The following is a 22,795-nucleotide window of genomic DNA, read 5'->3' as shown; positions in this document are numbered from 1 at the left end:
TCCCCGGCAATGCCACAGTGCGGCTGGAGGATTGTCATGGAAGGAATATTTCATGACGTTGCCGAGGCCACGCTTCTCAACTCGGGTGAGGAAAAGAGAGCGACATGACCAGGCCAGTGAAGTACGCCGAAATATTTCACCTTGTCGACGCGGGCGAAGGACGGTGGGTGGTCAAACACGCCTCCACGAACGAGCTCGCTGGCACGATCATGAGCACGAGCCAAGGAATTGCGGGTTACCATCGCTGGCCCGACTATGGTCTCCTGAATGAGCAATTCGTCGATTCGGGTTTGAAGTCCGGTTCGAATTTCGGACTGAGGCACAACGTGCAGGCTATCGAGCAGAAGTGTGGCGGCAGGAGCGTCTCCAGCGGGAAAGTTGGTTAGCTAGCGTTGCCCACGTGGGGTCTGGCTGGGTTTCACTGAAGGCACCCTTGAATAGTGGCAGAGGTACCGCAGCGTGCACAGGGTCGGGCGACCCTTCGTCGCATGGTCAAGGAAAGCAACCAGCCACATTGGGCGGCCCGGAGCAATCAGTGCGGCAGCGGCGGCTCGGATCCATCACGTCCTCGCATCATCGTTCCCGCCGGCGTGAGCTCGTCAATTTTGGTTCCGAGTCCCTCACGCTCGCAGAACTCGAATGCTCGGTCGATTGCGCTGCCGGACCCCGTATTCATTGGGACGCAGGCGTACTGCTGGAATTTTCGAGGTTTCTCGGTGGAATGACTTTTCCACCGCTCGAAATTCAATCCTCCTGATCAGGCCTTTTGTATTCTCCGAACCACCCACAGCAGTCCTGCCTCGGGACACAAGAAGGCTCTGAACCCCTCGGGTTCGGGGCCTTTCTTGGTTGTCGCCAGGGTGCCCGGCGGCAATAGGAGCGGGAATTCGTACCTGGCTTCTTTTCGGGCTAGCCAGGGCTGGCTAGACTTTTTGGCAACGTCTGGCTTCTGAGTGCTGGTCACGATCTCTCTCGGCCCCAGCTGGACATCGACGATCGGAGATGTGATGTCGCTAGATCCCTCAACGGTGTTCGACGAACTCAGTCAGGTATTGCAAACCGATGCCGATGACGACGTGACCGCGATCGGCGACAGCCTGCTCGTGCGAGGTCGCCTCTTCGCGTTTCGAGCCGATCGACTGCTGGTTGTGGACCTGCCTCCGGAACGCGCGAGAGATCTGATCGAACGGGGAATGGCTGTGAACGCGGCCGGGAACTCCCCGGCGCATGGCACCTGGGTGAGTATCAGCGACATCGAGGACTGGCCCGAGATCGCCAGCGAGGCCCACCAGTTCGTTGGCGAACCGGCCGTGGGCGGCGAGTCGTAGGTTGGATATCGTCGCGATTCGAGACCGCCTCGCCCCGGCCTCAGGTCGCCAGGCGTGACCCTCAGACGTTCAGGGGACCGGGGCAGCTAGCCGTGCGCCGGCAGCAGCTCGAGTGCCGCGACAGCAGAGCGCTCCTCGAGCAGCTCCGCAACCGACGCATCGATGCGCGACCGTGAGAACGCGTCGATCGAAAGTGCGGGAACAACCTGCCAGTCCTTGCCCGATGAGGTTACGGGGAACGAGCAGACCAGCCCAGCCGGAACGTCGTATGAGCCGTCCGAGACGATGCCAGCAGAGGTCCACTCCCCCGCCGTCGTGCCGTGAATCCAGTCGCGCATGTGGTCGATGGCGGCGTTAGCCGCGGATGCGGCAGAGGAGGAACCGCGAGCATCGATGATCGCCGCTCCGCGCTGGGCCACCGTGGGGATGAACTCGTTCTCGACCCAGCCCTGATCCACCGTGACGGGATCACCGGAGCGAAGCGCGTGGCTGAGATCCGGATACTGCGTGGCCGAATGATTGCCCCAGATGGCAACACGAGAGAGCGAGGAGACGGGAGCATCGAGGTGACGCGCGAGCTGTGACAGTGCCCGGTTGTGGTCGAGTCGGGTCATCGCGGTGAATCTCGAGGACGGTACATCCGGGGCGTGTGCGGCCGCAATCAAGGCGTTGGTGTTGGCCGGGTTGCCGACCACGAGCACGCGGATGTCGTCCGCCGCCGCATCGTTGATCGCCCGCCCCTGCGGCCCGAAGATTCCGCCGTTGGCCGCCAGGAGGTCGCCGCGTTCCATGCCCGCCGTGCGCGGTCGGGAGCCGACAAGCAGCGCGACGCTGCTGCCGTCGAAGGCGTGAGTTGCGTCATCCGAGATGTCGACCGACGTGAGCAGCGGGAAGGCGCAATCGTCCAGCTCCATCGCGATCCCCTCCGCTGCGCGCATCGCCTGCGGCACCTCGAGCAGTCGCAGTTTGACCGGCACCTCCGGGCCGAGCATCGCGCCGGACGCGATGCGGAAGAGGAGGGCATAGCCGATCTGTCCGGCTGCGCCGGTCACCGTGATTTTCACAGTTCGACAGTACGCCGGGTACGTCGATGGTTCGCCATCCCTCAGGCGACTGGATGAATGGTGAACCGCTGAGGGGCGTTCTATCTCGCTACTGACCCGGGGCCAGATCGGGACCAAAGACCCTGTGCTTGCTTCACTTGCTCGGATTAGCTGTTCCTGTTGCTCAAGACCTTCGGTGACGGTCCATCCACGACCCACCCAGGAGTAACAATGCATTCCTTCGACGCCACCGACAGTCCGACAGTCCGAGCTTCACAGCCCCCCGTCGTGACGACCCACGAATGCCAGCCGGCCACCGAGCCGATCTATCTCAGTTGGTTTCGAGAGGCTCAGGCTCCCGCCGAGGCGGTTCCCGAGCCATGACGGCCTATGTCATCGGCGGTGTGATCGTCGTGCTGGTGTTGATCGTGGTGCCGTTGGCGCTGCACATCGTGACGCAGTACGAGATGGGCGTACAGTTCCGGTTTGGTCGAGTGATCGGAACCAAGGGACCCGGACTCCGCGTGATCATTCCCATAGCTGATCGGTTGACCAAGGTGTCTTTGCGCATCATCACGATGCCGATCCAGTCGCAGGGCATCATCACGAAAGACAACGTGAGCGTGGACATCTCCGCGGTCGCCTATTTTCGCGTAGTCGATGCGGTCAAATCGGTCGTGGCAATCGAAAACGTGTACTCGGCAATCGACCAGATCGCCCAGACCACCCTGCGAAAGGTTGTCGGCCAGCACACTCTCGACGAGATGCTCGCCGAAACGGATGTCATTAATGCTGACATCCGTAAGATCCTGGACGTAACGACGCTCGATTGGGGCGTGGAGGTTACGCTCGTCGAACTCAAGGACATCCAGCTGCCCGACAGTATGAAGCGCGCGATGGCCAAACAGGCGGAGGCCGAGCGAGAGAAGCGCGCGAAGATCATCGCCGCGGAGGGTGAGTCCATGGCGGCCGCCGCACTCGGGGACGCATCCGACACGATGATGGCTCATCCGCTCGCGCTACAACTGCGAAATCTGCAGACGTTGATCGAGTTGGGAGTCGACAAGAACACCACCGTCGTCTTCCCTGCCCCGTTGATGTCGACCATCAGCGAGCTGGGCTCATTCCTGGCCCGCGAAGCCGCTGGCGCGGCCGCGTTGCCCACACCATTGCTGTCCACACCGGCGCAATCGACTCCCACGCAACAGACTCCCCCACCCGCAGCAGAAACGAAGGAACTCCAATGACTATCGCTTCCCACCCTCTCCTCGTTGCGGCGCCCGAAACGCGGCTCGATGACGTCCGAGTAACGCGAGAGACCGAGAAGGACATCTGATGGGTATTCTCAACGAGCTATTCAAAGCGCAACCTCTTCTTGCGCTGTTCATCACTATCGCCTTGGGCTACCTCATCGGAAAGATCCGCATCGGGAGTTTCGTACTCGGGGGTATCGCCGGCACGCTTTTGATCGGTGTGGTCATCGGTCAGATCGGAGTCACCATCGACCCCGGTATCAAAACGATCTTTTTCGCCCTGTTCATCTACGCGGTGGGATTCCAGGGTGGACCGCAGTTTTTCCATGCTCTGAACCGCCGCTCCCTCAACCAACTCGCGTCCGCCTTGGTGATGACCGTGGTGGGGCTGATCACTGTTCTGGTCGGTGCGTGGATCTTCGGCCTGGATCGAGGGCTGGCCGCCGGTCTTGCGAGCGGGGGGCTGACCCAGTCCGCCATTCTCGGCACGGCGGGAACTGCGATCCAGCACCTCGGGCTGTCGGCCGGTGTCACCAAGACCATGCAGACCAATGTCGCCGTCGGCTACGCCGTCACGTATGTCTTCGGATCCCTCGGACCAATCCTTCTGGTGACCTGGTTTCTCCCCGCGATTAAGCGGTGGAACGTGCGCGCCGAGGCGGTAAAGCTCGCGGAAAAGATGTCTGGGGGCCATGCCGAACTCGACCCCGGTGAGTTCGACGCTGTGCGCACGGTGGTGACACGTTTCTTCACTATTCAGGAGGGCAAAGGCTCGAGCGGGAAGACCGCACTTGAACTGGACGCTGCTCTCTCTGACGCCGCAGTCGAGGCCATCGTGAGATCTGGAGAAACCCTCTCCCTCACCGAAAAAACAGTGGTGCGCGCTGGAGACACCGTGGTGCTCTCGGGAACTCCCGAGGCAATGATTTCGGGCGGGACGCTTCTCGGCGAGGAAGTGCCAGCGCCTGTCGGGTTCCGTTTGGTGGAGGAGTCCCGCGAGATCATTCTCACCAACAAGGCACTGACTTCCCGACCGCTCAGCGAGATCCACCAGCACGTCAACGTAGACACTCGCCATGGCGTGTACCTGACGAACGCCAAGCGAATGGGAATCGACCTGCCCCTGCTCGACAAGCTCACCTTTGACCGGGGAGATGAGCTCCACTTCGTGGGCCGCCCCACGGACCTCGATCGGGTGCAGTCCAAACTCGGCTACAAGATCCGCGCCGCCGCTGTGGCGGACTTTGTCTTCTTCGGAATCGGGATGACGATCGGCCTGCTGATCGGTTTGATCACGTTCACACTGTGGGGTGTGCCGATCTCCCTCGGAAGCGGCGTTGGATGTCTCCTATCGGGCCTGTTGTTCGGATGGTTGCGCAGCGTGCATCCGCGGTACGCGGCCCTGCCCATCGGAGCATCCAACTTTTTGCGCGACTTCGGGCTCGCAGCCTTCGTGGGAATAGTGGGGATCACTGCCGGACCGCAGGCACTCGTGGCAATCCAACAGCACGGAATCACGTTGTTCCTGCTCGGGGTCGGAGTCACCCTGATTCCACCGATCCTGACGTTCTTCTTCTCCTACTACGTGCTTCGTATCCGCAACCCGATCGAAGCCCTCGCGTGCGTGGCCGGGGGTCGGAGTTCGAACCCGGCATTCGCCGCGCTCCTGGCGAAAGCGGGAAATTCCACCCCGGTGGTCTCCTTCACCATCACCTATGCCGTTGCCAACGTATTCCTCACTCTGTGGGGTCCTGTAATCGTCGGGATCATCACCAAAAATGCCTCCGCGTAACCAAGCCCGGAAAGGAAGCGCAATGTCCACACAGGATTACTCCAGCTTCACCAATCTCAGCCCCTTCGAGTTGAAGGACAAACTCATCTCGGTCGCATCATCGGATGCGCAGCGACTGATGCTCAATGCGGGGCGTGGCAATCCCAACTTCCTTGCCACTCTCCCCCGCTGGGCATTTCTCACACTGGGGGCGTTCTCCATGAGGGAATCCGAGCGGTCCTACTCCTACCTCGACAGTGGTTTCGGCGGACTGCCCGAGCAGGAAGGAATCGTGCAACGCTTCGAGGCCTTTGCCGCCCATCAGGATCACAGCCAGGGCATCACCTTTCTGAGGTCGGCGCTTTCTTACGTCAAAGACCAGCTCGGCCTGGACGGCGACGAGTTCCTGTTCGAGATGGTCGGTGCCTTCCTCGGTTGCACCTACCCGACACCGCCTCGGATGCTCCGTCACGTGGAGGAGATCGTCAAGGCCTACCTCGTGCACGAGATGTTCGGGCCGATCCCGTCAGACGGTGACTTCTCACTGTTCGCGACCGAGGGCGGAACGGCTGCGATGGCCTATATCTTCCACAGTCTCTCGGTGAATGGACTCATCCACCCGGGGCAGAAGATCGCAATCGCGACACCTATCTTCTCGCCCTACCTTGAGATCCCCGTTCTCGCGGAATACGGACTGGAACGGGTGGATATCCGGATGGATAGAACTGCCGACTGGCAGTTGCCCCAGAGCGAGATCGACAAGCTCCTCGACCCCGCCATCACGGTGTTCTGTGTGGTCAACCCGAGCAATCCGCCGTCGTCGAAGCTCTCCACCGCCGTGCTCGATCAACTCACCGAGCTGGTGACGACCCAGCGCCCGGATCTCATGATCGTGACGGATGACGTCTATGGCACTTTCGCCGATGACTTCGTCTCACTCTTCGCTGTGTTACCGCGCAACACCATGCTTGTCTATTCGTTCTCCAAATTCTTCGGAGCTACCGGCTGGCGGCTGGGTGCCATCGCCCTGCATTCCAGGAACGTCGTCGATGACCTACTCAGAGCTCAGCCCGATAGCGAAAAGAATCGATTGCGCACCCGATACGCCTCGTTGACTGCCAAACCGGACGAGCTCGCATTCCTCGATCGCCTGGTAGCCGACAGCCGCGCTGTGGCTCTGAATCACACCGCGGGACTATCGACACCGCAGCAGTTGCAGATGGCTCTCTTCGCCTTGAACGGGCTGATGGATCGACTGGGCCAGTACAAGGCCGCCGCCAAGCAGCTGATCCGCCAGCGCTACCAGACGCTGTACCGCAGCATGGGGGTCACGGCAGAGTTCGAGGCTAGCGATGTGAACTACTACAGTCTGATCGACTTGCAGGAGCTGGGCGGACAGCTCTACGGCGCCGATTTCGAAGCCTGGTTCATCAGGCAAGACCTCGGCACTGAGTTTCTTTTCCGCCTCGCAGACGAGACCGGCGTGGTGCTTCTACCCGGTAAGGGTTTCGAGGTGGTCGATACCTCTGCCCGAGTCTCCCTCGCCAACCTCACCGACCACGAATATCGCGCCATCGGTGCGGCGACCCGTCGCATCGTGGATGAATACCACGACGCTTTCACCCACGCTTCTCCGTAGACAGGCCGCTGGCTTCGGCAGACCGCGGTCTCGGGTCGAAGATGCGATATGCAAGCAGCTTGATACGGTCGTTGATCAGGGCCCACGCCACCGCGTATACCCACACGAAGGCGACCCAACCCCATGGAAGCGCAGTCATGAAGACGCCGAACAGGGCGAAGCAGGTCGCGATCGCCTGCGTGCCAAAGACAGCGATCACCAGGATGCGGGCCGGCCGTTGAGACCAGAACGGACCACGGGTGCGGGTGAGGAAGATGGTGAGGTGCCCCGCGACGGACAGTTTGAGATACATCATCGTCTGCAGCTGGGGCCCGGTCAGGTTGAACACCTTCTCTCCGAGAAAAAACAGGGCGAACGCGGCGATCATTCCGACGATTCCCAGCACTGTGGAGATTGAGAGGACGAGACGCATGTTCCACTTCTCGGGTGAGTTCTTGAAGCGCACGTTGTCATAGGCGATCGAGAGGATCGCGCCATCGTTCAGCAACGCGAGGATGACGATCATGATCGCGGTAAGCGGGTAGAAGTTGAAGATCAGGATGGCCGCGGTCATGAACAGCAGCACTCGCAGCGTTTCGGCGATGCGGTAGATCGCGTAACTGTTCATCCGCTGGAAGATCCTGCGACTCTCCTTGATCGCTTCGATGATCACCGACAGTCCAGGGGTGGTCAGCACGATCGCCGCTGCGGCTCGCGCAGCATCGGTTGCGCCGGACACCGCGATGCCGCAATCCGCCTCCTTGAGGGCGGGGGCGTCGTTTACCCCGTCACCGGTCATCCCGACGATGTGACCGCGTTTCTGGAGCACGTTGACGATGTGGTACTTATGCTCAGGAAATACCTGGGCGAAACCATCCGCTCTCTCGATCGAGGCGGCGACCTCCGCGCTCTCGTGCCGATCAGCGTCCCCGAGACTGGACGCATCGAGGATTTTCTCGCCCATCCCGAGCTTCTTCGCGGTCTCCCGGGCGATCGCCAACTGATCGCCGGTAACCATTTTGACGGCGACGCCCATTCGCAGGGCCTCAGCGATGGTCGCCTCGGCATCGTCACGCGGAGGATCGAACAGAGGCAGCACCCCCTGAAACTCCCACTGCCCGTCCTGCTCTTTGCGGGCGACACCGAGCGAACGGAATCCCCGCGCGGCGAATGCCGCCACTGCCTCCTCGACCGCCGGTCTGATGGTCTTGTCCTGGTCGCACATCGCCAGAATCACCTGGGGGGCGCCTTTGGAGACGGTGAAGCACGCGCCGTCGACTGTCGTGACCGTCGCCTCGGTGCGTTTGTGCACCGGGTCGAAGGGTTGGAATTCGGTGATCGTGAAGTCCGAGAGTTTCTGATCTGCCGAGACCCCACCGATCACCGCACGGTCGATCGTGTCTTTATCCTCGGCTCGAGACGCCATCGCGGCGAAGAGAATGACTTGGTCGGCCTCGACTCCCTCCACAGTGAAGGGGTCGCCAAGGGTGAGCTTGTTCTGGGTGAGGGTGCCGGTCTTGTCCGAGCAGAGGATGTCTACGCCGGCGAGTTCTTCGATCGCCGACAGGCGCGTCACGATCGCTTTCTTCTTCGCGAGCGCCCGGGCACCCACCGCCATAGTCACAGACAGCACGGTGGGCATCGCGACGGGGATCGCCGCTACGAGCAGCACCAGCGCGAACTGGATGGTCTCGAGAATCGAATCACCTCGGAGTATTGCGACGACGGCGATCGCGGCGACCAAGACGACGGCGAGGACAATGAGAAAATTGCCAATCCTCAACACGGCGCGCTGGAAGTGGCTGACAGTATGGGCTTTCTGCACGAGCCGGGCGGTCGCTCCGAAATACGTGTTCGACCCGGTCGCATACACCAGCCCGTCGGTCTCACCCTGACGGATGATCGACCCCGAATAGGCTGCGTCGCCCGAATTCACGGTCACCGGGAGGGATTCGCCGGTCAATGCCGATTGATCGATCTCGACCGGATCCCCGGCAAATAGGCGCACATCGGCAGGCACGATGTCCCCGAGTCGCACCCGGATCACGTCCCCGGGCACAAGCTCGCGGGCGGGATGTTCGGCCCACACTCCGTCGCGTTTGGCGGTCGCAGCGATTGCCAACTGCGCTTTCAGGGCCGCGACCGCATTGCCGGCCTGCCGTTCTTCGGTGAACCCGACGACAGCGTTCGCCATCAACAGCACCAGGATGATGAAGAAGTCCGGCCAGTGCGCGAGTACCGCGGAGAGTACCACCGCCGCTTCGATCATCCAGGGAATCGGGCCCCAGAAATAGCCGAGGAACTTGAGGAGCTGGTTGGTCTTCTTCTCTGCGATCTCGTTCGGCCCGTATTTAATCAACCGCGCGGCGGCGTCGTCCTGGCCGATTCCCTCGGCAGACGAGGAGAGTTTCGCCTCAACCTCGGCAAGGGGCATCGACTTGAGATCGGTGCCGGTCGACTTCGTGTCCGCGTGCGGGTTGACGCCTTGGGGCTCGCTGCCCTTCATCGTGCGGCCGTGTTTCGCAGGCCCCGCCGATACTGGATTCGTTGAGTCACTGAAGGTCCTTTGTCGGCGCGGATGGGATCCGCCGCCATGGACCGGAGCAGCTGTCAACGGTACGTAGGTGCCGGGGTCTTTGTCAACGCGGCGCAGCCTCGCGATGCTCATTGACAGCTCACTGCCGGTAGACGTAGGTTCGCCATGTTGCTCTAGTCCTCGGCGGCAGTTCATTCGCGCGAGAACCCTGGAGACGAGATGACGACTAACGACTACGGAAAGCTTGTCAAACTCGGCGACGTCGGCGAAACAGTCGCCGACGAGACCGCAGATGTGCGGGGGCGGCAGGTCATCGACAAGGACGGCCGAAAGCTCGGCAAGATCGATGCCCTGCTTGTCGATGACAAGGAACGCAAAGTGCGCATGCTCGAGGTTGAAACCGGGGGTTTTCTCGGGCTTGGAGAGCAGAAATCGCTCATCCCAGTCGATGCGATTGTCTCGATCGACGCGGACGAAGTGCACATCGACCAGACCGGCGCCACCGTCACTGCGGCGCCACACTACGACCCCGTCCTGGTCGAACCGGAGTTCTTCGAGGACGTCTACGGGCACTACGGGATACTGCCGTTCTGGGGACTTGGCTACATTGACTCGTCGTTTCCCCACTACGCCGTCGGCGACTGAAACGGCCTTCCCGTTTCATGTTCGGGAGCACGGTGGGCCGGCTGTACCGGACGCTCGCCCGCGTTCGAGACCAGTGGCACGGGCAGCGTCACCGGCGTGCGGACCGATACCTCCAGCGGCGTGCCGAAATGGCGAATTCGAAGCGGAGCACCCCCGGTGCGACGGTAGGTCGCGTTGTCGGGTGTCACCTCGACGCGGAGGGTGCCCCCCGCTATGCGCACACCGAAATTCATGCAGGTAATCCCGCGAGGCAGGCGTGGCGAGAAGGCCAGCCCGATCTCATCGTGGCGCATGCCTCCATAGCCCGCCACGAGTGCACTCCAGATACCGGCGAGTGCGGCGATGTGCAGCCCATCGCGGGTATTGTGTTCCGTGTCATCCAGGTCTAAAAATGCTGACTCGGCGAGGTAGTCGTACGCGAGGTCCAGCTGACCCACCTCCGCGGCTAATATCGATTGCACACTCGACGACAGCGACGAGTCCCGCACCGTGATGGCCTCGTAGTACTCGAAATTCCGCACCTTCTGATCGGCAGTGAATGCGTCCGATCGAACATGCATCGCAAAGACGAGATCGGCCTGTTTGACCACCTGCTTGCGATACAGGTCGAAATAGGGAAAGTGCAACAGCAGCGGATACTGATCCGCGCCGGTGTGCTCGAAGTCCCACTTCTCGTGTCGGGTGAATCCCTCGGACTGAGGATGCACGCCCAATTGGGCGTCGTACGGAATGAACATCTGCCCTGCCGCTCGAGCCCACGTTTCCAACTCGTCCGCGGTGATTTCCAGGCTATCGGCAAGATCCTGATGGCGGCCGACCGCATCGACCGCCGCCGTCAGGTTTCTTTGGGCCATCAGGTTGGTATACACATTGTTGTCCGCAACCGCACTGTATTCGTCAGGCCCGGTGACACCGTCGATACGAAACGCGCCGGATCCGTCGAAGTAGCCCAGCGAGGCCCACAGCCGCGCGGTGTGAACGAGAAGGTCAACTCCCACGGCTCGCTCGAAGGGGGTATCGCCGGTCGCATTCATGTAGCGCAGCACAGCGTCGGCGATGTCGGCATTGACATGGAATGCGGCTACTCCTGCCGGCCAATACCCGGAGCATTCCTCTCCGTGGATGGTGCGCCAGGGAAAGGACGCGCCGCGAAGGCCCAGTAGCCGAGCGCGGATGATCGCTGCAGGCAGCGTTCCGTGGCGCCATCGCAAGGCATGCGCGGCTGCGTCCGGTGCGAGGTAGGTCAGAGCACCCAGCACGTAGCTCTCCATGTCCCAGAAGACATGCCCGTCATACCCCGGGCCGGTCAGCCCCTTCGCGGGGATGGCGACTTCCTCGGCCCGTGCGCCTGCCTGCAGAACGTGGAAGAGCGCGAAACGTGCCGCCTGCTGCATGCGAATATCGCCCCCGATCTCGACGTCGCAGTGTTGCCAGAAATCGTCGAGATAGTTGCATTGCTCGGCAAGGAGCCCGATCCAGCCCGTGGATACCGCGCCCGTCAGCGCAGCGTCCGCTTCGGCCTGCACCGCGGGGAGGGAGCGGGTTCCAGACCAGGCGAAAGCCACTACTTTGAGCAGCCGGAGCTTTTGTCCAGGAACGAGGCTCGCCGCGATGTTCACCCGCCCCAGGTTTGCTGAGCTCTCGCAACTCACCTCGATGCCCTCTGGCCCGAACACCTCATGATCCATCGTGGCAGCGACGGTCAACCCGCTGCGACGAGTTCGGTGAGTCAAGGCCACCCGCAGCCCTTCGCAGCGATCGGAGACACCGGTCAGCACATCGGTCAAGCCCCAGTAACCACGCGGATCGGACTCTGAAGAAGGCAGGGGCTCGTTAGCGACCAACTCCGACTGCAGCACCACCCGAGCGGCACCTCCCAGAACCTCGACCTCGTAGTTCACCGCGGCGACCGAACGCTGGCTGAACGAGATGATTCGTGACGATGTGATCCGGATCGCTCGACCCGCCGGAGACGCCCACTCCGCTTGGCGACGCAACTCGCCGGTACGAAAGTCCAGAGTCATCCGGTGAGCGTAGAGGATGCCGGAGCGCACATCGAACGGCTCCCCGTCGACCGACAGTCGGATCAGCTTGCCGTTCGTCACATTGACGACACTCTGCCCGGACTCCGGATAGCCGAATCCCGCCTCGGCATACGGGAGCGGATGCGTCTCGAATACGCCATTGAGGTACGAGCCCGGTAGCCCGTGCGGCTCCCCCTCGTCGAGATTGCCGCGCCACCCGAGATAGCCGTTCGACAGGGCGAAGATCGATTCGAGCTGGGCCAGCACGCCCAGATCCAGGGCATCCGCGCTCAGGCTCCACGGCTCTGGCGTGAAATCCGGGTGGTTGATCACTGTGAGACCAGTAGCTCGGCAAGGTCGGTCACCACGATCGAGGCACCGTGGGCGCGCAACGCCTCTGCTTGCCCCACCCTGTCTACCCCGACCACTTGGCCGAAACGCCCGGCACGGCCTGCTTCCACCCCGGCGATCGCGTCCTCGAAAACCACGCAGTGCTTCGGGCTCACCCCGAGTGATCGTGCGGCGAACAGAAAGGTGTCTGGCGCGGGCTTCCCCGGGAGATTCTCCCGCCGAGACGTTACGCCATCGACCTCGAGCGCGAACAGACTAGTGATACCCGCGGCCTGCAGCACAAGGGTGCAGTTGGTGCTCGACGATACGACGGCGCACGGGATTCCCAGACTGCGGACGGCGTGCAGATACTTCACCGATCCCGGGTAGACCGTCACGCCATGCTCGCGCAGGCGCCGCTGCAGAAGCTCATTTTTTCGGGCACCCAGCGCTCGTACGGTCTGTGCGCCGGGGTCCTCGCCGAGCTGTCCATCGGGCAAAACGATCGCTCGCGATGCGAGGAAGGAGCGGATGCCTTGTTCCCGTGGTTTGCCATCAACGTAACGGTCGTAGTCACCGTGCGCGTCGAACGGCGCGAAACGCACACCGTCGCTGCGGGATCGCTCGCGCAGAAAGGCGTCGAAGGTCTCCTTCCAGGCGGCCGCGTGAACTGACGCCGTCTGCGTCACCACCCCATCAAGATCGAAGAGGCACCCGCCGATATCGCCTGCAAGGCCGATCGACCCGAGGTCGGCCACCCGGCCCACTGAAACTGCACCGTCCATCTGCACTCCCCTGGCCCGGATCAGAACCCGGCGTTGATGTCGACGACGTCGATGACCTTCTTGTTGATGAATTCCTGGATACCCAGGTTGGTCAACTCGTGACCGTAGCCGGAATGCTTCACTCCGCCGAACGGGATATCGGCCTTGACCATCGTCGGGTGGTTCACGTAGACCATTCCGGTCTCGATCTTGCGGGCCACCTTCTCCCCGTTCACGGTGTCCGTGGTGAACACGGATCCGCCGAGGCCGAACGGCGAGTCGTTGGCGACGGAGATTGCCTCTGCCTCGTCCTTCACGTTGATGATGATGGAGACCGGGCCGAAGAACTCCTCGTAGTAGGACGGGTTCGCGTTGGTCATTCCGGTGAGGATCGTCGGCTGGAAGAATGCGCCAGTTGCGGGCACCTTCTCTCCCAGAGTCTCGGCGGTGGCGCCTCCGGCGATGGCCTTCTCGACCTGAACGGCCAGCTTGTCCGCGGCTCCCTGGGACGAGAGCGGGGCGAGAGTCGTGTCCGGATCCATGGGATCCCCCATCTTCAGGGCTGTGACGCCGGCACGGTACTTCTCCATGAACTCGTCGAAGACCTCGTCGACCACGATCAGTCGCTTCGCGGAGACGCAGACCTGCCCGGCATTCCAGTGGCGACCGAACACGGCCCACTGCACTGTTTTGTCGATGTCTGCATCGCGCAGTACCACGAAGGCATCCGAACCACCGAGCTCGAGGGTGCTCTTCTTCACCGCTTTGGCGGCGTAGGCGGCGATGATCGCTCCCGCCTCTTCGCTGCCGGTGAGTGCGACGCCGCGAACGCGGGGGTCATCGATCACGTGTTCGGTGAGGTTGTGCGGGAGATAGAGGTTCTTGAACGCGCCGGCAGGAAGACCCGCACGCTCGAAGAGATCGTCGAACATCGCGGCCGCCTGCGGCACGTTGCTGGCGTGTTTGAGCAGGATCGTGTTGCCGGCAAGCAACTGCGGGCCAGCTACGCGAACCACCTGGTAATACGGAAAGTTCCACGGCTCGACGCTGAGAAGTACACCGAGCGGTTGACTCACGATCTCGACCTCACCCTCCGCGGCGAGAGCCACGGGTACCGTGACCGTTTGGAGTAGCGACTCGCCATGTTCGGCGTAGTACTGCAGGATGTCTGCCGACAGGTCGACCTCGGCCTCCGCCTCACCGATCACCTTTCCCATCTCCAGGGTCAGCAGCTCCGCATAGCGGCGGCGGTCGGCGCGCAGCAACTCGGCTGCCCTGGCGAGTACGGCGGTCCTGGTCGAAAACGGGGTCTCCCTCCACGTGAGGAACGCACTGTGGGCGGCCGCTATGGCGGCGTCGACCTCTTGAAGCGTCGCATCCGGGAACGATGCGAGCACTTCGTTGGTGTAGGGATTAATCGTCTGGTACGTCATGTCGAAAGACCATTTTCTGCAGCGGCGCTGCGTCGTCTTCGAGCCTCCCATCGCTGTTGGACGCGACCAGGGACTTTGGGCCCTCAGGTGCGGCGCTACTCAGCTGGGTGTCAGGAACACGAGATCACGAGCGAGCCCGATGCCCGGCCGGCTCGGAGGTCGTCGAGCGCGACATCGACCCTGGCGAAGGGGTAGACGGTGACCTCGGGCGCGAGCGCGAGGTTGTGGGCGATCCGCAGGAAGGCCTCCCCATCCGCCCTCGTGTTCGCCGTCACCGTTCGCAGATCGCGCTCGTAGAACAGGTTCCGTTCGTAATTCATAGCGGGGATATCGAACAGGTGGATACCGGCGATCACGACGGTGCCACCGCGCTTGGTGGCGGCAAGGGCCTGGGGAACGATCGGGCCGGCGGGCGCGAAGATGATCGCGGCGTCCAGCGGTTCGTCGGGAACCGCATCCTGTGCCCCGACGAAGTCGACGCCGAGCGAACGCGCGAGCTCCTGGTTCGCCGCACCCCGCGTGACGGCTGAGATCCGCGCTCCGGCTGCCTTCGCGATCTGCGCCGTGAGGTGGGCACTGGAGCCGAATCCGTACAGGCCAAGATTGCCTCCCGGGGGAAGGTCCGCACGTTGAAGCGCACGGTAGCCGATGATCCCGGCACAGAGCAAAGGTGCGGTGGTGATGGGGTCGGTGCCTGCGGGGAGCAAGTAGGCGAAAGCGGCAGGAATCGCGAGGTACTCCGCGTAGCCGCCATCGGAATCCCAGCCGGTGTACGTGGACTCGGGGCAGAGATTCTCCCGCCCGGATCTGCACCACTCGCACAAGCCACACGTGCTGCGAAGCCAAGCCGCACCGACGAGATCGCCCGGGGCCAGGGTGTGCACCGCCGACCCGACCGCCGTCACCTGCCCCACCACCTGATGTCCCGGGATGACCCGGTCACGGTGCACCGGCAACTCGCCGTCGACCACGTGAAGGTCGGTGCGGCACACGCCGCACGCGATCACCCTGAGCAGTACATCGTCCGGTGCGGGAGTCGGTCTGTCTACCCGGCCGAGCTCGATGGATGTGTCGCCTCGGTTCGAGCGCCATGCGTGCATGTCGGTCATCGGTTCTCCTTCGCCATCGCCCATTACAGGGTCAGAAGGCTCCCGATGGTCAGGACCTAGGTCCCTCGACTTGGGTGGTCTCGGGCTGTTGGACTGAGAGCCGTTCACCGCCGAGACAGCGGGCGATCAGTCGCCCGAGTCGCCGGTGAAACGCATCGCCACCCAACAAGGGATCCCATGGAAACGTCGATCACCGCTACTCCACGCACCACTCCAGGGAGCACGGCGGAGCCCACTTCAGACGCGACAGCCCCGACGGCCAGCGCCACCCCGGCTCTGACCGTCGGGGTGTTGAAAGAATCCGCCGCCGGGGAACGCCGGGTCGCCCTCGATCCGACCGCAGTGAAACGGCTCACCAGCGGCGGTCGAGTCGTCTCCGTCGAGTCGGGTGCGGGAGCGCGCGCAGGATTCGCTGACGCGGCGTATACCGATGCCGGCGCGATAGTGGTTTCACGAAAGCAGATCATCGCGACGTGCACGGTGATCCCCGTCCTTCGGTTTCCCGACGATACTCTCGCCGAGGCACTGCGATCCGGACAGATGCTTGTGGGGCTTATCGATCCGCTCAATCATCTCCGCGGCATCACGGATCTCGCGGGCCGGGGCATTACCGCGGTCGCCCTCGAACTGCTTCCCCGAACACTCAGCCGCGCTCAATCGATGGATGCGCTCAGTTCGCAGTCGAGTGCGGCCGGCTATCGCGCTGGCATCGTTGCGGCGGCGGCCTACGGTCGCTATCTCCCGATGATGATCACGGCATCCGGTACCGCGACACCGGCGAAGGCCATCGTGATCGGCACCGGGGTCGCCGGGCTCCAGGCCATTGCCACGCTGAAACGCCTGGGCGCCGTGGTCACCGGATACGACGTTCGGGCGGCATCGCGCGGTGAAGTCGAGTCGCTCGGCGCCAAATTCCTCACCTCGTCCGTCGCCCAGGGGGCCGGAAATGGGGGCTATGCGCGCGCGATGACCGATGCGGAGCAGGTCACCCAGCAGGCCGAACTCGCGACTGCCCTGGCGGACTTCGACATCATCATCACGACGGCAAAGGTTCCCGGGCGCACTCCCCCGGAACTGGTGTCCGAAGCCACGCAGAAGAACCTGCGCTCCGGAACCGTGTGCGTCGACCTCGGATCGAGCGACAAGGGCGGAAACGTCGCCGGTTCCGTCGACGGTACGACCACGGTCACCGAAGGCGGGGTCACGATCATCGGAGCGGGCGAACTCGCCTCCGACCTTCCGGCTTCAGCTTCCCAGATGTACGGGCGAAACATCATTGCCGTTATCGCCTCCCTCGTTCCGGCAAACCTCGTCGTGATCGTCCCGTCGGACGACGTGCACAAGAACATCGTGGTGAGTCATGACGGCACCGTCACAAACGCGGCAGTGCGCTCGGCTTTGAAGCTCGACGCTCTGCCGGCCGACCTTGAACCATCGAAAGCGAAGGCATCATGATCGAGACACTGTTCGGCAACCTGGCCATCTTCATCCTGAGCCTCCTGGTCGGTGTCGAGGTGATCAGCAAGATCCCCTCCACTCTGCACACCCCGATGATGTCGGCAGCGAACGCCATCCATGGTGTGGTCATCGCGGGCGCAATCGTCATCGCGTCCGTGGCGAACAGTCCGGCTGCCTATGTGCTGACGTTTATCGCCGCAGTGCTCGCTGCCGCGAATGTGTTCGGCGGTTTCGTTGTCACCGACCGCATGCTGAAGATGTTCACCCGTCCGCACCCCGCTCCCACAACTGCCGCCACTGCCCACGAGAAGGTCGCATCATGAGCATGTTCGAATTCCTTGTCGGAATCTTCTATCTAGGGGCGGCGACACTCTTTGTCGTCGGGCTGCATAAGATGCGCGCACCCTCTACCGCCCGGCAGGGCAACCTGATCTCCGCGGGAGGCATGACCGTCGCAGTGCTGACCACCATCGTGTTCGCCCTCGTCGACTTCGGCGGCAACTGGATCGGCTGGGGCGCGCTCGTACTCGGGGCCGCAGTCGGTGCGACCTACGGGGTAACCCGGGCGCGCTCGGTGAAGATGACGGCAATCCCGCAACTGGTGAGCATCTTCAACGCGGTCGGAGGCGGAGCCGCAGCGGCTGTGGCATTCGCGGACTTCGTTGCCAACCTGAGCCGGGCATCCCTTGAGCTCACCATTTCGATTCCGATTGTGCTCGATGTGCTCATCGGCTCGATCACGTTCTCCGGTTCGCTCATCGCGGCGGGCAAGCTCCAGGGAATAATCTCCGGCAAGCCGCTCACCTTCCCCGGTGCGCGAGTGCTGAACGTAATCGTCGCCGTGATCGCAGTCGGCGCGGGTGTGCTTCTGCTCCTCGTGCCGCCGAACCTGCTGCTCCTGTTGGTCGTGCTGACCGCATCGCTCGTCTTCGGAGTGCTCATGGTGCTCCCGATCGGAGGGGCGGATGCCCCGGTCATCGTCTCTCTTCTCAATGCGTTCACCGGTCTCGCCGTCGCCATGGCCGGCTTCGCAATCGACAATCAGGCTCTCATCATCGCCGGTGCGCTGGTCGGCGCTGCCGGCACGATCCTCACCCTGCAGATGGCGAAGGCCATGAATCGTTCCGTCGGAGCGATCATCCTCGGTGGATTCGGCACCGGTGACACGGCCACCTCGGGTGGAGCCGCGGCGGTCGATCTCACGAACGTGCGTGAGCTCACCGCCGATGACGTCGCCATCCAGCTCGCCTATGCCCAGCACGTGATCATCGCCCCCGGTTACGGGCTTGCCGCCGCGCAGGCCCAGCACGAGGTCGCGGAATTGGCCAAGCTACTCACCGATCACGGGATCGACGTCAAGTACGCGATCCACCCCGTCGCGGGGCGGATGCCGGGCCACATGAACGTGCTTCTCGCGGAGGCCAATGTGCCTTACGAGCAGATGCTGCAACTCGACGAGGCCAACGCGGCCTTCGACAACTGCGATGTCGCTCTCGTCGTCGGTGCGAACGACGTCTGCAACCCCGACGCGAGAAAGCCAGGAAACGCAGTCTCCGGCATGCCGATCCTCGATGTCGACCACGCAAAGTCGGTAGTGGTGGTCAAGCGGTCGATGCGCCCTGGCTATGCGGGCATCACCAATCCGCTTTTCACCGACCCGAAAACCGGCATGTTCTTTGCCGATGCAAAGAAGGGTCTGGCCGACATCACGACGGCGGTCAAAGAGTACGTCGCCGCCTGACCCACGCCAAATTCACGACGACATCATCGCAAGAGGAAGCAGAATTTCATGAAAGCCGCACGATTCCACGGACGCAAGGACATCCGCATCGATGACATCCCGGAACCGGAGCTGAGAGCGGGAGCTGTCGCCATCGACGTCGCGTGGTGCGGCATTTGCGGTACCGACCTGCACGAGTACCTCGAGGGCCCCATCTTCATTCCCCCCGCCGGTCACCCCCATCCGCTGACGCACGAGCAGGAGCCCGTGACGATGGGCCACGAATTCTCCGGAACTATCTCCGCACTCGGAGACGGAGTCACCGATCTCCGCGTGGGAGAGAATGTCGTCGTCGAACCGTATTTCGTCTGCGGTGAGTGTGCACCCTGTATAGCGGGCAACTACAACCTCTGCACGAAAATGGGTTTCATCGGTCTCGCCGGAGGCGGAGGCGGACTCAGCGAGAAAGTCGTCGTGGATCGACGGTGGGTGCACCCGATCGGCGAGATCCCCCTCGACCAGGCCGCCCTGATCGAGCCACTGTCGGTGGGGCACCATGCCTTCGTGCGCAGCGGTGCGAAAGCCGGCGATGTCGCCTTCGTCGGAGGTGCCGGACCGATCGGGCTCCTCCTCGCCGCCGTACTCAAGGCCGAGGGGATCACTGTGATCATGTCCGAGCCCAGTGCCGCGCGAAAAGCGAAGGCCATTTCGACCGGGGTCGCGCATCACGTGATCGACCCGACGACGGAGGATGTGGTCGCTCGGGTGATGGAGTTGACCGACGGTGTCGGAGCCGATATCGCGTTCGAGTGCACCAGCGTCAATGCGGTGCTCGACCAACTCTTCGACCTGGTGAAGCCCGCAGGCGTGATCGTGAACGTCTCCATCTGGAGCAAACCGGCCACCATCGACATGCAGAAGCTCGTGCTCAAGGAGATAGACCTGCGAGGCACCATCGCCTATGTCAACGACCACCCCGCGACGATCGCCCTTGTGCAGGCCGGCAAGGTGGATCTCGCGCCGTTCATCACGGGCCGCATCACCCTCGACCGGCTCATCGACGGAGGATTCGACACCCTCATCAACCACAAAGAGACCGCGGTCAAGATCATCGTCAGCCCTGAGGTATCCGATGTCCCATGACACGACGGAAGATGGATGGTCACCGCAGGGCACAGTCGAGGAGCTATCCGATGCGGCGAGTTGGGATCTGCTGCGGGGCCGGAATTTCGGGCATCTGGGGTTGAGCGAGGGCGACCGACCGGACATCTATCCGGTTAACTACCTCTGCGACGGCGAGACGATCCTCTTCCGCACCGCTGAGGGGTCCAAACTCCGCGAGCTCACACACAATCGGCACGTCGTCTTCGAAGTGGATGCCGAGACGGACGGCGGTGTCTGGAGCGTCGTGCTCAAGGGCCGCGCGGCCCACCTGGAGATCGACCCCACGCTCACGGATCAGGAGCTGGATTCGCTGCCGCCGTGGGTGCCGATCCAGACTTTCGTCTACGTTCGGATCACCCCCGATACCCTGCGCGGACGGCTGTTCGAACATCGCCTGCCGATCGGACACTTCTAGCCCCGCCATCGATTCGGGAGACGATGTGACTTGGCCTCGGTGAAGACCGCAACCACTCCCGACTCGATTCGGTATCCGGCGTCGACCGGTCACTCGGCCCGGGGAGCATGCTTAGGCTTGACCGCATGGCCACAGTCATCCTCGTTCGACACGGACGCACCACCGCGAACGTCCTTGGCATCCTGGCCGGCCGGGCTGCCGGGGTGCGGCTGGACCCGATCGGTCGCGAGCAGGCCGCAAGAGTGGGTGAGCGGATGGCCGTCGTTCCCGTGGTCGGTGTGGTCTCGAGCCCGCTGGAGCGCTGCCGGCAGACCTCGCAGGCGATCGTCGGTCGGCAGGTCGACGCGCTGGTGCCCCTGATCGACAGGGGCCTCACCGAGTGCGACTACGGCGAATGGCAGGGCCGGGCACTCAAGGATCTCAGTACTGAACCGATGTGGTCGGTCGTGCAGTCCCAGCCGTCCGCGGCCGTCTTTCCCGGGGGCGAGTCGATGGCGGCGATGCAGGCCCGGTCGGTGGCGGCGATCCGGCGGCACGATGCGGCCTTCGAGGCGTTGCACGGTCCCGGCGCCGTGTGGGTGGCCGTGAGCCACGGCGACGTCATCAAATCGATTCTGGCGGACGCACTCGGAATGCATCTCGACCTGTTCCAGCGCATCAGTGTCGGCCCGGCATCCGTCTCGATCGTGCGGTACGGAACGGGACGGCCGAGCGTCATCGCGACGAACACCGACTCCGGCGATCTGTCCTGGCTGCGCGCGAGCGCTCCTGCAGAGGATGCGCCCGTCGGGGGCGGCGCCGGCAACCTCTGAGGAACCGCCCACGTACCGCTCGTAGAATGTTGACTATGCCAACCATCATCCACGGGTTCGACTGGCCGGATCGGGTGGTCGTCGGCACAGTCGGTGAGCCCGGAGCGCGCACGTTCTACCTCCAAGCTCGCGCCGGCAGGCGGATCGTCAGCGTCTCGCTCGAAAAGCAACAGTCTGCCCTGCTGGCGGAGAAAATCGAAGAGATCCTCGACGAACTGATGGACCGGGATGGCAACCCCGCGAGTGTGCCGGCGGTGACACCGGTCGAGCTCGTCGACAACGATCCGCTCGAGCAGCCGGTCGAGCCGGAGTTCCGTACCGGCGTGATGAGCCTCGGCTGGGATCCGTCAACGGCACAGCTGGTGATAGAGGCCTTCCCCCTCGTGCTGGTCGAGGCGGATGACACGGATCCGGGGTTCGACGACCCGGTCGAGATCGAGCCGGAGGAGATGCTGGTGGTGCGGATCCCCGTCGGCACCGCCCGGGCATTCGCTAAGCGCACGCTCGAAGTGGTGGGGGCCGGCCGGCCGATTTGTGAACTCTGCGGCACTCCGATCGACCCGGACGGTCACGTGCACGCACTACCCGACGACCTCTGACAATGATGGATGGGGACCTCGTGCGCGGTGAGCTCGAGATCACCGGTCGCATCACCACGGCCTCGAACGCCACTTTTCTCGCAACGATCGGCGACACCACAGTGGTCTACAAGCCCATTGCCGGGGAGCGCCCGCTCTGGGACTTCCCCGACGGCGATCTCGCGAGCCGCGAGGTCGCCGCGTGCCTGGTCTCGGAGGGCTTCGGCTGGAACATCGTGCCCCGTACCTGGCTGCGTGACGGCCCATTGGGTGCCGGCATGGTGCAGCTCTGGCAAGACATCGATCCCGACCAGAATGCCGTGGACCTCGTCGCCTCAGACAGCGTGCCGGAGCAGGGCTGGCGCCACGTGTTCGACGGCACGGATGGCCGGGACCGACCGGTGTCGCTCATCCACGAGGACTCCCCCGCGCTGCGGCGCATGGCCGTCTTCGACATCGTGGTGAACAATGCGGATCGCAAGGGTGCCCACGTGCTCGCGATGGCGGACGGGCATCGCCACGGAGTCGATCACGGACTGACCTTCCACGTCGAGCACAAGCTGCGAACCGTGCTCTGGGGCTGGCTCGGCGACGAACTCACGGCCGACGAACTGGACGGCATCGATCGGGTGCACGCGCAGCTAGAAGGCGAACTCGGCGAGGGTCTCGCGAAGTTGCTCACTCCCGACGAGATCGGGGCGTTCGCCGCGCGCTGTGACCGGCTGCGGCTTGAGGCGCGCTTCCCCGGCCCGCGCGGTGAAATGCCCGCGATGCCGTGGCCGTTGTTCTGAGCC

General features: G+C 63.2%; 20 protein-coding genes. 14 read left to right on the top strand and 6 right to left on the bottom strand.

The window, feature by feature from the left end; genetic code table 11:
* Nucleotides 1–104: 104 nt before the first annotated feature.
* On the top strand, nucleotides 105–386 hold the full coding sequence (locus ACVXZ4_RS09785) for a hypothetical protein (protein WP_461794667.1): 282 nt from the start codon (nucleotides 105–107) through the stop codon (nucleotides 384–386).
* A 642-nt stretch (nucleotides 387–1,028) separates the two neighbouring features.
* Nucleotides 1,029–1,328 (top strand): hypothetical protein, encoded by a 300-nt coding sequence (locus tag ACVXZ4_RS09780; RefSeq protein WP_461794666.1) that lies wholly within the window; start codon nucleotides 1,029–1,031, stop codon nucleotides 1,326–1,328.
* Nucleotides 1,329–1,414: 86 nt separating this feature from the next.
* On the opposite strand, the gene ACVXZ4_RS09775 is transcribed toward ACVXZ4_RS09780, so the two are convergent.
* On the bottom strand, nucleotides 1,415–2,392 hold the full coding sequence (locus tag ACVXZ4_RS09775; RefSeq protein ID WP_461794665.1) for a malate dehydrogenase: 978 nt from the start codon (nucleotides 2,390–2,392) through the stop codon (nucleotides 1,415–1,417).
* 359 nt (nucleotides 2,393–2,751) lie between these two features.
* Here ACVXZ4_RS09775 and ACVXZ4_RS09770 point away from each other — a divergent pair, with 359 nt between their 5' ends.
* From ACVXZ4_RS09770 to ACVXZ4_RS09760, 3 genes are all read left to right on the top strand, one after another.
* The gene (locus tag ACVXZ4_RS09770) at nucleotides 2,752–3,618 is read left to right on the top strand and encodes a slipin family protein (RefSeq protein ID WP_461794664.1); all 867 of its coding nucleotides are present in this window, start codon (nucleotides 2,752–2,754) and stop codon (nucleotides 3,616–3,618) included.
* An 88-nt stretch (nucleotides 3,619–3,706) separates the two neighbouring features.
* Nucleotides 3,707–5,416, top strand: a complete 1,710-nt coding sequence (gene aspT, locus ACVXZ4_RS09765) for an aspartate-alanine antiporter (protein ID WP_461794663.1) — start codon at nucleotides 3,707–3,709, stop codon at nucleotides 5,414–5,416.
* Between the two features lie 22 nt (nucleotides 5,417–5,438).
* The gene (locus tag ACVXZ4_RS09760; RefSeq protein WP_461794662.1) at nucleotides 5,439–7,034 is read left to right on the top strand and encodes a bifunctional aspartate transaminase/aspartate 4-decarboxylase; all 1,596 of its coding nucleotides are present in this window, start codon (nucleotides 5,439–5,441) and stop codon (nucleotides 7,032–7,034) included.
* On the opposite strand, the gene ACVXZ4_RS09755 is transcribed toward ACVXZ4_RS09760, so the two are convergent.
* Nucleotides 7,015–9,519, bottom strand: coding sequence for a plasma-membrane proton-efflux P-type ATPase (locus ACVXZ4_RS09755; RefSeq protein WP_461794661.1), 2,505 nt, complete (start codon nucleotides 9,517–9,519; stop codon nucleotides 7,015–7,017). The genes ACVXZ4_RS09760 and ACVXZ4_RS09755 overlap by 20 nt on opposite strands.
* A gap of 249 nt (nucleotides 9,520–9,768) precedes the next feature.
* On the opposite strand from ACVXZ4_RS09755, the gene ACVXZ4_RS09750 reads away from it, so the two are divergent.
* The gene (locus ACVXZ4_RS09750; RefSeq protein WP_461794660.1) at nucleotides 9,769–10,194 is read left to right on the top strand and encodes a PRC-barrel domain-containing protein; all 426 of its coding nucleotides are present in this window, start codon (nucleotides 9,769–9,771) and stop codon (nucleotides 10,192–10,194) included.
* On the opposite strand, the gene ACVXZ4_RS09745 is transcribed toward ACVXZ4_RS09750, so the two are convergent.
* From ACVXZ4_RS09745 to ACVXZ4_RS09730, 4 genes are all read right to left on the bottom strand, one after another.
* Nucleotides 10,176–12,551, bottom strand: a complete 2,376-nt coding sequence (locus tag ACVXZ4_RS09745; RefSeq protein ID WP_461794659.1) for a glycoside hydrolase family 65 protein — start codon at nucleotides 12,549–12,551, stop codon at nucleotides 10,176–10,178. The two genes, ACVXZ4_RS09750 and ACVXZ4_RS09745, sit on opposite strands and share 19 nt — an antisense overlap.
* Nucleotides 12,548–13,306 carry an HAD family hydrolase gene (locus ACVXZ4_RS09740; protein ID WP_461794658.1) on the bottom strand — a complete coding sequence of 253 codons (759 nt, stop codon included), beginning with the start codon at nucleotides 13,304–13,306 and terminating at the stop codon, nucleotides 12,548–12,550. The genes ACVXZ4_RS09745 and ACVXZ4_RS09740 overlap by 4 nt, the downstream gene beginning before the upstream one ends.
* Nucleotides 13,307–13,353: 47 nt before the next feature.
* On the bottom strand, nucleotides 13,354–14,745 hold the full coding sequence (locus ACVXZ4_RS09735; protein ID WP_461794657.1) for an NAD-dependent succinate-semialdehyde dehydrogenase: 1,392 nt from the start codon (nucleotides 14,743–14,745) through the stop codon (nucleotides 13,354–13,356).
* Nucleotides 14,746–14,855: 110 nt separating this feature from the next.
* Entirely contained in the window at nucleotides 14,856–15,854 is a 999-nt protein-coding gene (locus ACVXZ4_RS09730) for a zinc-dependent alcohol dehydrogenase family protein (protein WP_461794656.1), read from the bottom strand.
* Between the two features lie 177 nt (nucleotides 15,855–16,031).
* On the opposite strand from ACVXZ4_RS09730, the gene ACVXZ4_RS09725 reads away from it, so the two are divergent.
* The 8 genes from ACVXZ4_RS09725 (at nucleotide 16,032) to ACVXZ4_RS09690 (ending at nucleotide 22,792) form a co-directional block, all read left to right on the top strand.
* Nucleotides 16,032–17,309 carry a Rossmann-fold NAD(P)-binding domain-containing protein gene (locus tag ACVXZ4_RS09725; RefSeq protein WP_461794655.1) on the top strand — a complete coding sequence of 426 codons (1,278 nt, stop codon included), beginning with the start codon at nucleotides 16,032–16,034 and terminating at the stop codon, nucleotides 17,307–17,309.
* Nucleotides 17,306–17,635, top strand: a complete 330-nt coding sequence (locus ACVXZ4_RS09720) for an NAD(P) transhydrogenase subunit alpha part 2 (RefSeq protein WP_461794654.1) — start codon at nucleotides 17,306–17,308, stop codon at nucleotides 17,633–17,635. Before ACVXZ4_RS09725 ends, ACVXZ4_RS09720 begins: the two co-directional genes overlap by 4 nt.
* Nucleotides 17,632–19,053: an NAD(P)(+) transhydrogenase (Re/Si-specific) subunit beta gene (locus ACVXZ4_RS09715; protein ID WP_461794653.1), complete on the top strand. Its 1,422-nt coding sequence runs from the start codon at nucleotides 17,632–17,634 to the stop codon at nucleotides 19,051–19,053. The genes ACVXZ4_RS09720 and ACVXZ4_RS09715 overlap by 4 nt, the downstream gene beginning before the upstream one ends.
* Nucleotides 19,054–19,101: 48 nt before the next feature.
* The gene (locus ACVXZ4_RS09710) at nucleotides 19,102–20,175 is read left to right on the top strand and encodes a 2,3-butanediol dehydrogenase (RefSeq protein ID WP_461794652.1); all 1,074 of its coding nucleotides are present in this window, start codon (nucleotides 19,102–19,104) and stop codon (nucleotides 20,173–20,175) included.
* Entirely contained in the window at nucleotides 20,165–20,611 is a 447-nt protein-coding gene (locus ACVXZ4_RS09705) for a pyridoxamine 5'-phosphate oxidase family protein (protein WP_461794651.1), read from the top strand. Before ACVXZ4_RS09710 ends, ACVXZ4_RS09705 begins: the two co-directional genes overlap by 11 nt.
* A gap of 125 nt (nucleotides 20,612–20,736) precedes the next feature.
* Nucleotides 20,737–21,423 carry an MSMEG_4193 family putative phosphomutase gene (locus ACVXZ4_RS09700; RefSeq protein ID WP_461794650.1) on the top strand — a complete coding sequence of 229 codons (687 nt, stop codon included), beginning with the start codon at nucleotides 20,737–20,739 and terminating at the stop codon, nucleotides 21,421–21,423.
* Between the two features lie 35 nt (nucleotides 21,424–21,458).
* The gene (locus ACVXZ4_RS09695; RefSeq protein WP_461794649.1) at nucleotides 21,459–22,022 is read left to right on the top strand and encodes a DUF3090 domain-containing protein; all 564 of its coding nucleotides are present in this window, start codon (nucleotides 21,459–21,461) and stop codon (nucleotides 22,020–22,022) included.
* Between the two features lie 2 nt (nucleotides 22,023–22,024).
* A complete protein-coding gene (locus ACVXZ4_RS09690; protein WP_461794648.1) occupies nucleotides 22,025–22,792 on the top strand; it encodes an SCO1664 family protein in 768 nt (255 codons plus the stop codon).
* Nucleotides 22,793–22,795: the final 3 nt, after the last annotated feature.

The sequence above is a fragment of the Lacisediminihabitans sp. FW035 genome (assembly GCF_054880895.1).
This window is presented reverse-complemented; position numbering and strand designations above follow the sequence as displayed.

Excerpts from the sequence above, each read along its gene's own strand:
- ACVXZ4_RS09785 (WP_461794667.1), top strand. The coding sequence starts at position 105 with ATGACCAGGCCAGTGAAGTACGCCGAAATATTTCACCTTGTCGACGCG.
- ACVXZ4_RS09770 (WP_461794664.1), top strand. The coding sequence starts at position 2,752 with ATGACGGCCTATGTCATCGGCGGTGTGATCGTCGTGCTGGTGTTGATC.
- aspT (WP_461794663.1), top strand. The coding sequence starts at position 3,707 with ATGGGTATTCTCAACGAGCTATTCAAAGCGCAACCTCTTCTTGCGCTG.
- ACVXZ4_RS09760 (WP_461794662.1), top strand. The coding sequence starts at position 5,439 with ATGTCCACACAGGATTACTCCAGCTTCACCAATCTCAGCCCCTTCGAG.
- ACVXZ4_RS09755 (WP_461794661.1), bottom strand. The coding sequence starts at position 9,519 with ATGAAGGGCAGCGAGCCCCAAGGCGTCAACCCGCACGCGGACACGAAG.
- ACVXZ4_RS09750 (WP_461794660.1), top strand. The coding sequence starts at position 9,769 with ATGACGACTAACGACTACGGAAAGCTTGTCAAACTCGGCGACGTCGGC.
- ACVXZ4_RS09735 (WP_461794657.1), bottom strand. The coding sequence starts at position 14,745 with ATGACGTACCAGACGATTAATCCCTACACCAACGAAGTGCTCGCATCG.
- ACVXZ4_RS09730 (WP_461794656.1), bottom strand. The coding sequence starts at position 15,854 with ATGACCGACATGCACGCATGGCGCTCGAACCGAGGCGACACATCCATC.
- ACVXZ4_RS09725 (WP_461794655.1), top strand. The coding sequence starts at position 16,032 with ATGGAAACGTCGATCACCGCTACTCCACGCACCACTCCAGGGAGCACG.
- ACVXZ4_RS09720 (WP_461794654.1), top strand. The coding sequence starts at position 17,306 with ATGATCGAGACACTGTTCGGCAACCTGGCCATCTTCATCCTGAGCCTC.
- ACVXZ4_RS09715 (WP_461794653.1), top strand. The coding sequence starts at position 17,632 with ATGAGCATGTTCGAATTCCTTGTCGGAATCTTCTATCTAGGGGCGGCG.
- ACVXZ4_RS09710 (WP_461794652.1), top strand. The coding sequence starts at position 19,102 with ATGAAAGCCGCACGATTCCACGGACGCAAGGACATCCGCATCGATGAC.
- ACVXZ4_RS09705 (WP_461794651.1), top strand. The coding sequence starts at position 20,165 with ATGTCCCATGACACGACGGAAGATGGATGGTCACCGCAGGGCACAGTC.
- ACVXZ4_RS09700 (WP_461794650.1), top strand. The coding sequence starts at position 20,737 with ATGGCCACAGTCATCCTCGTTCGACACGGACGCACCACCGCGAACGTC.
- ACVXZ4_RS09695 (WP_461794649.1), top strand. The coding sequence starts at position 21,459 with ATGCCAACCATCATCCACGGGTTCGACTGGCCGGATCGGGTGGTCGTC.
- ACVXZ4_RS09690 (WP_461794648.1), top strand. The coding sequence starts at position 22,025 with ATGATGGATGGGGACCTCGTGCGCGGTGAGCTCGAGATCACCGGTCGC.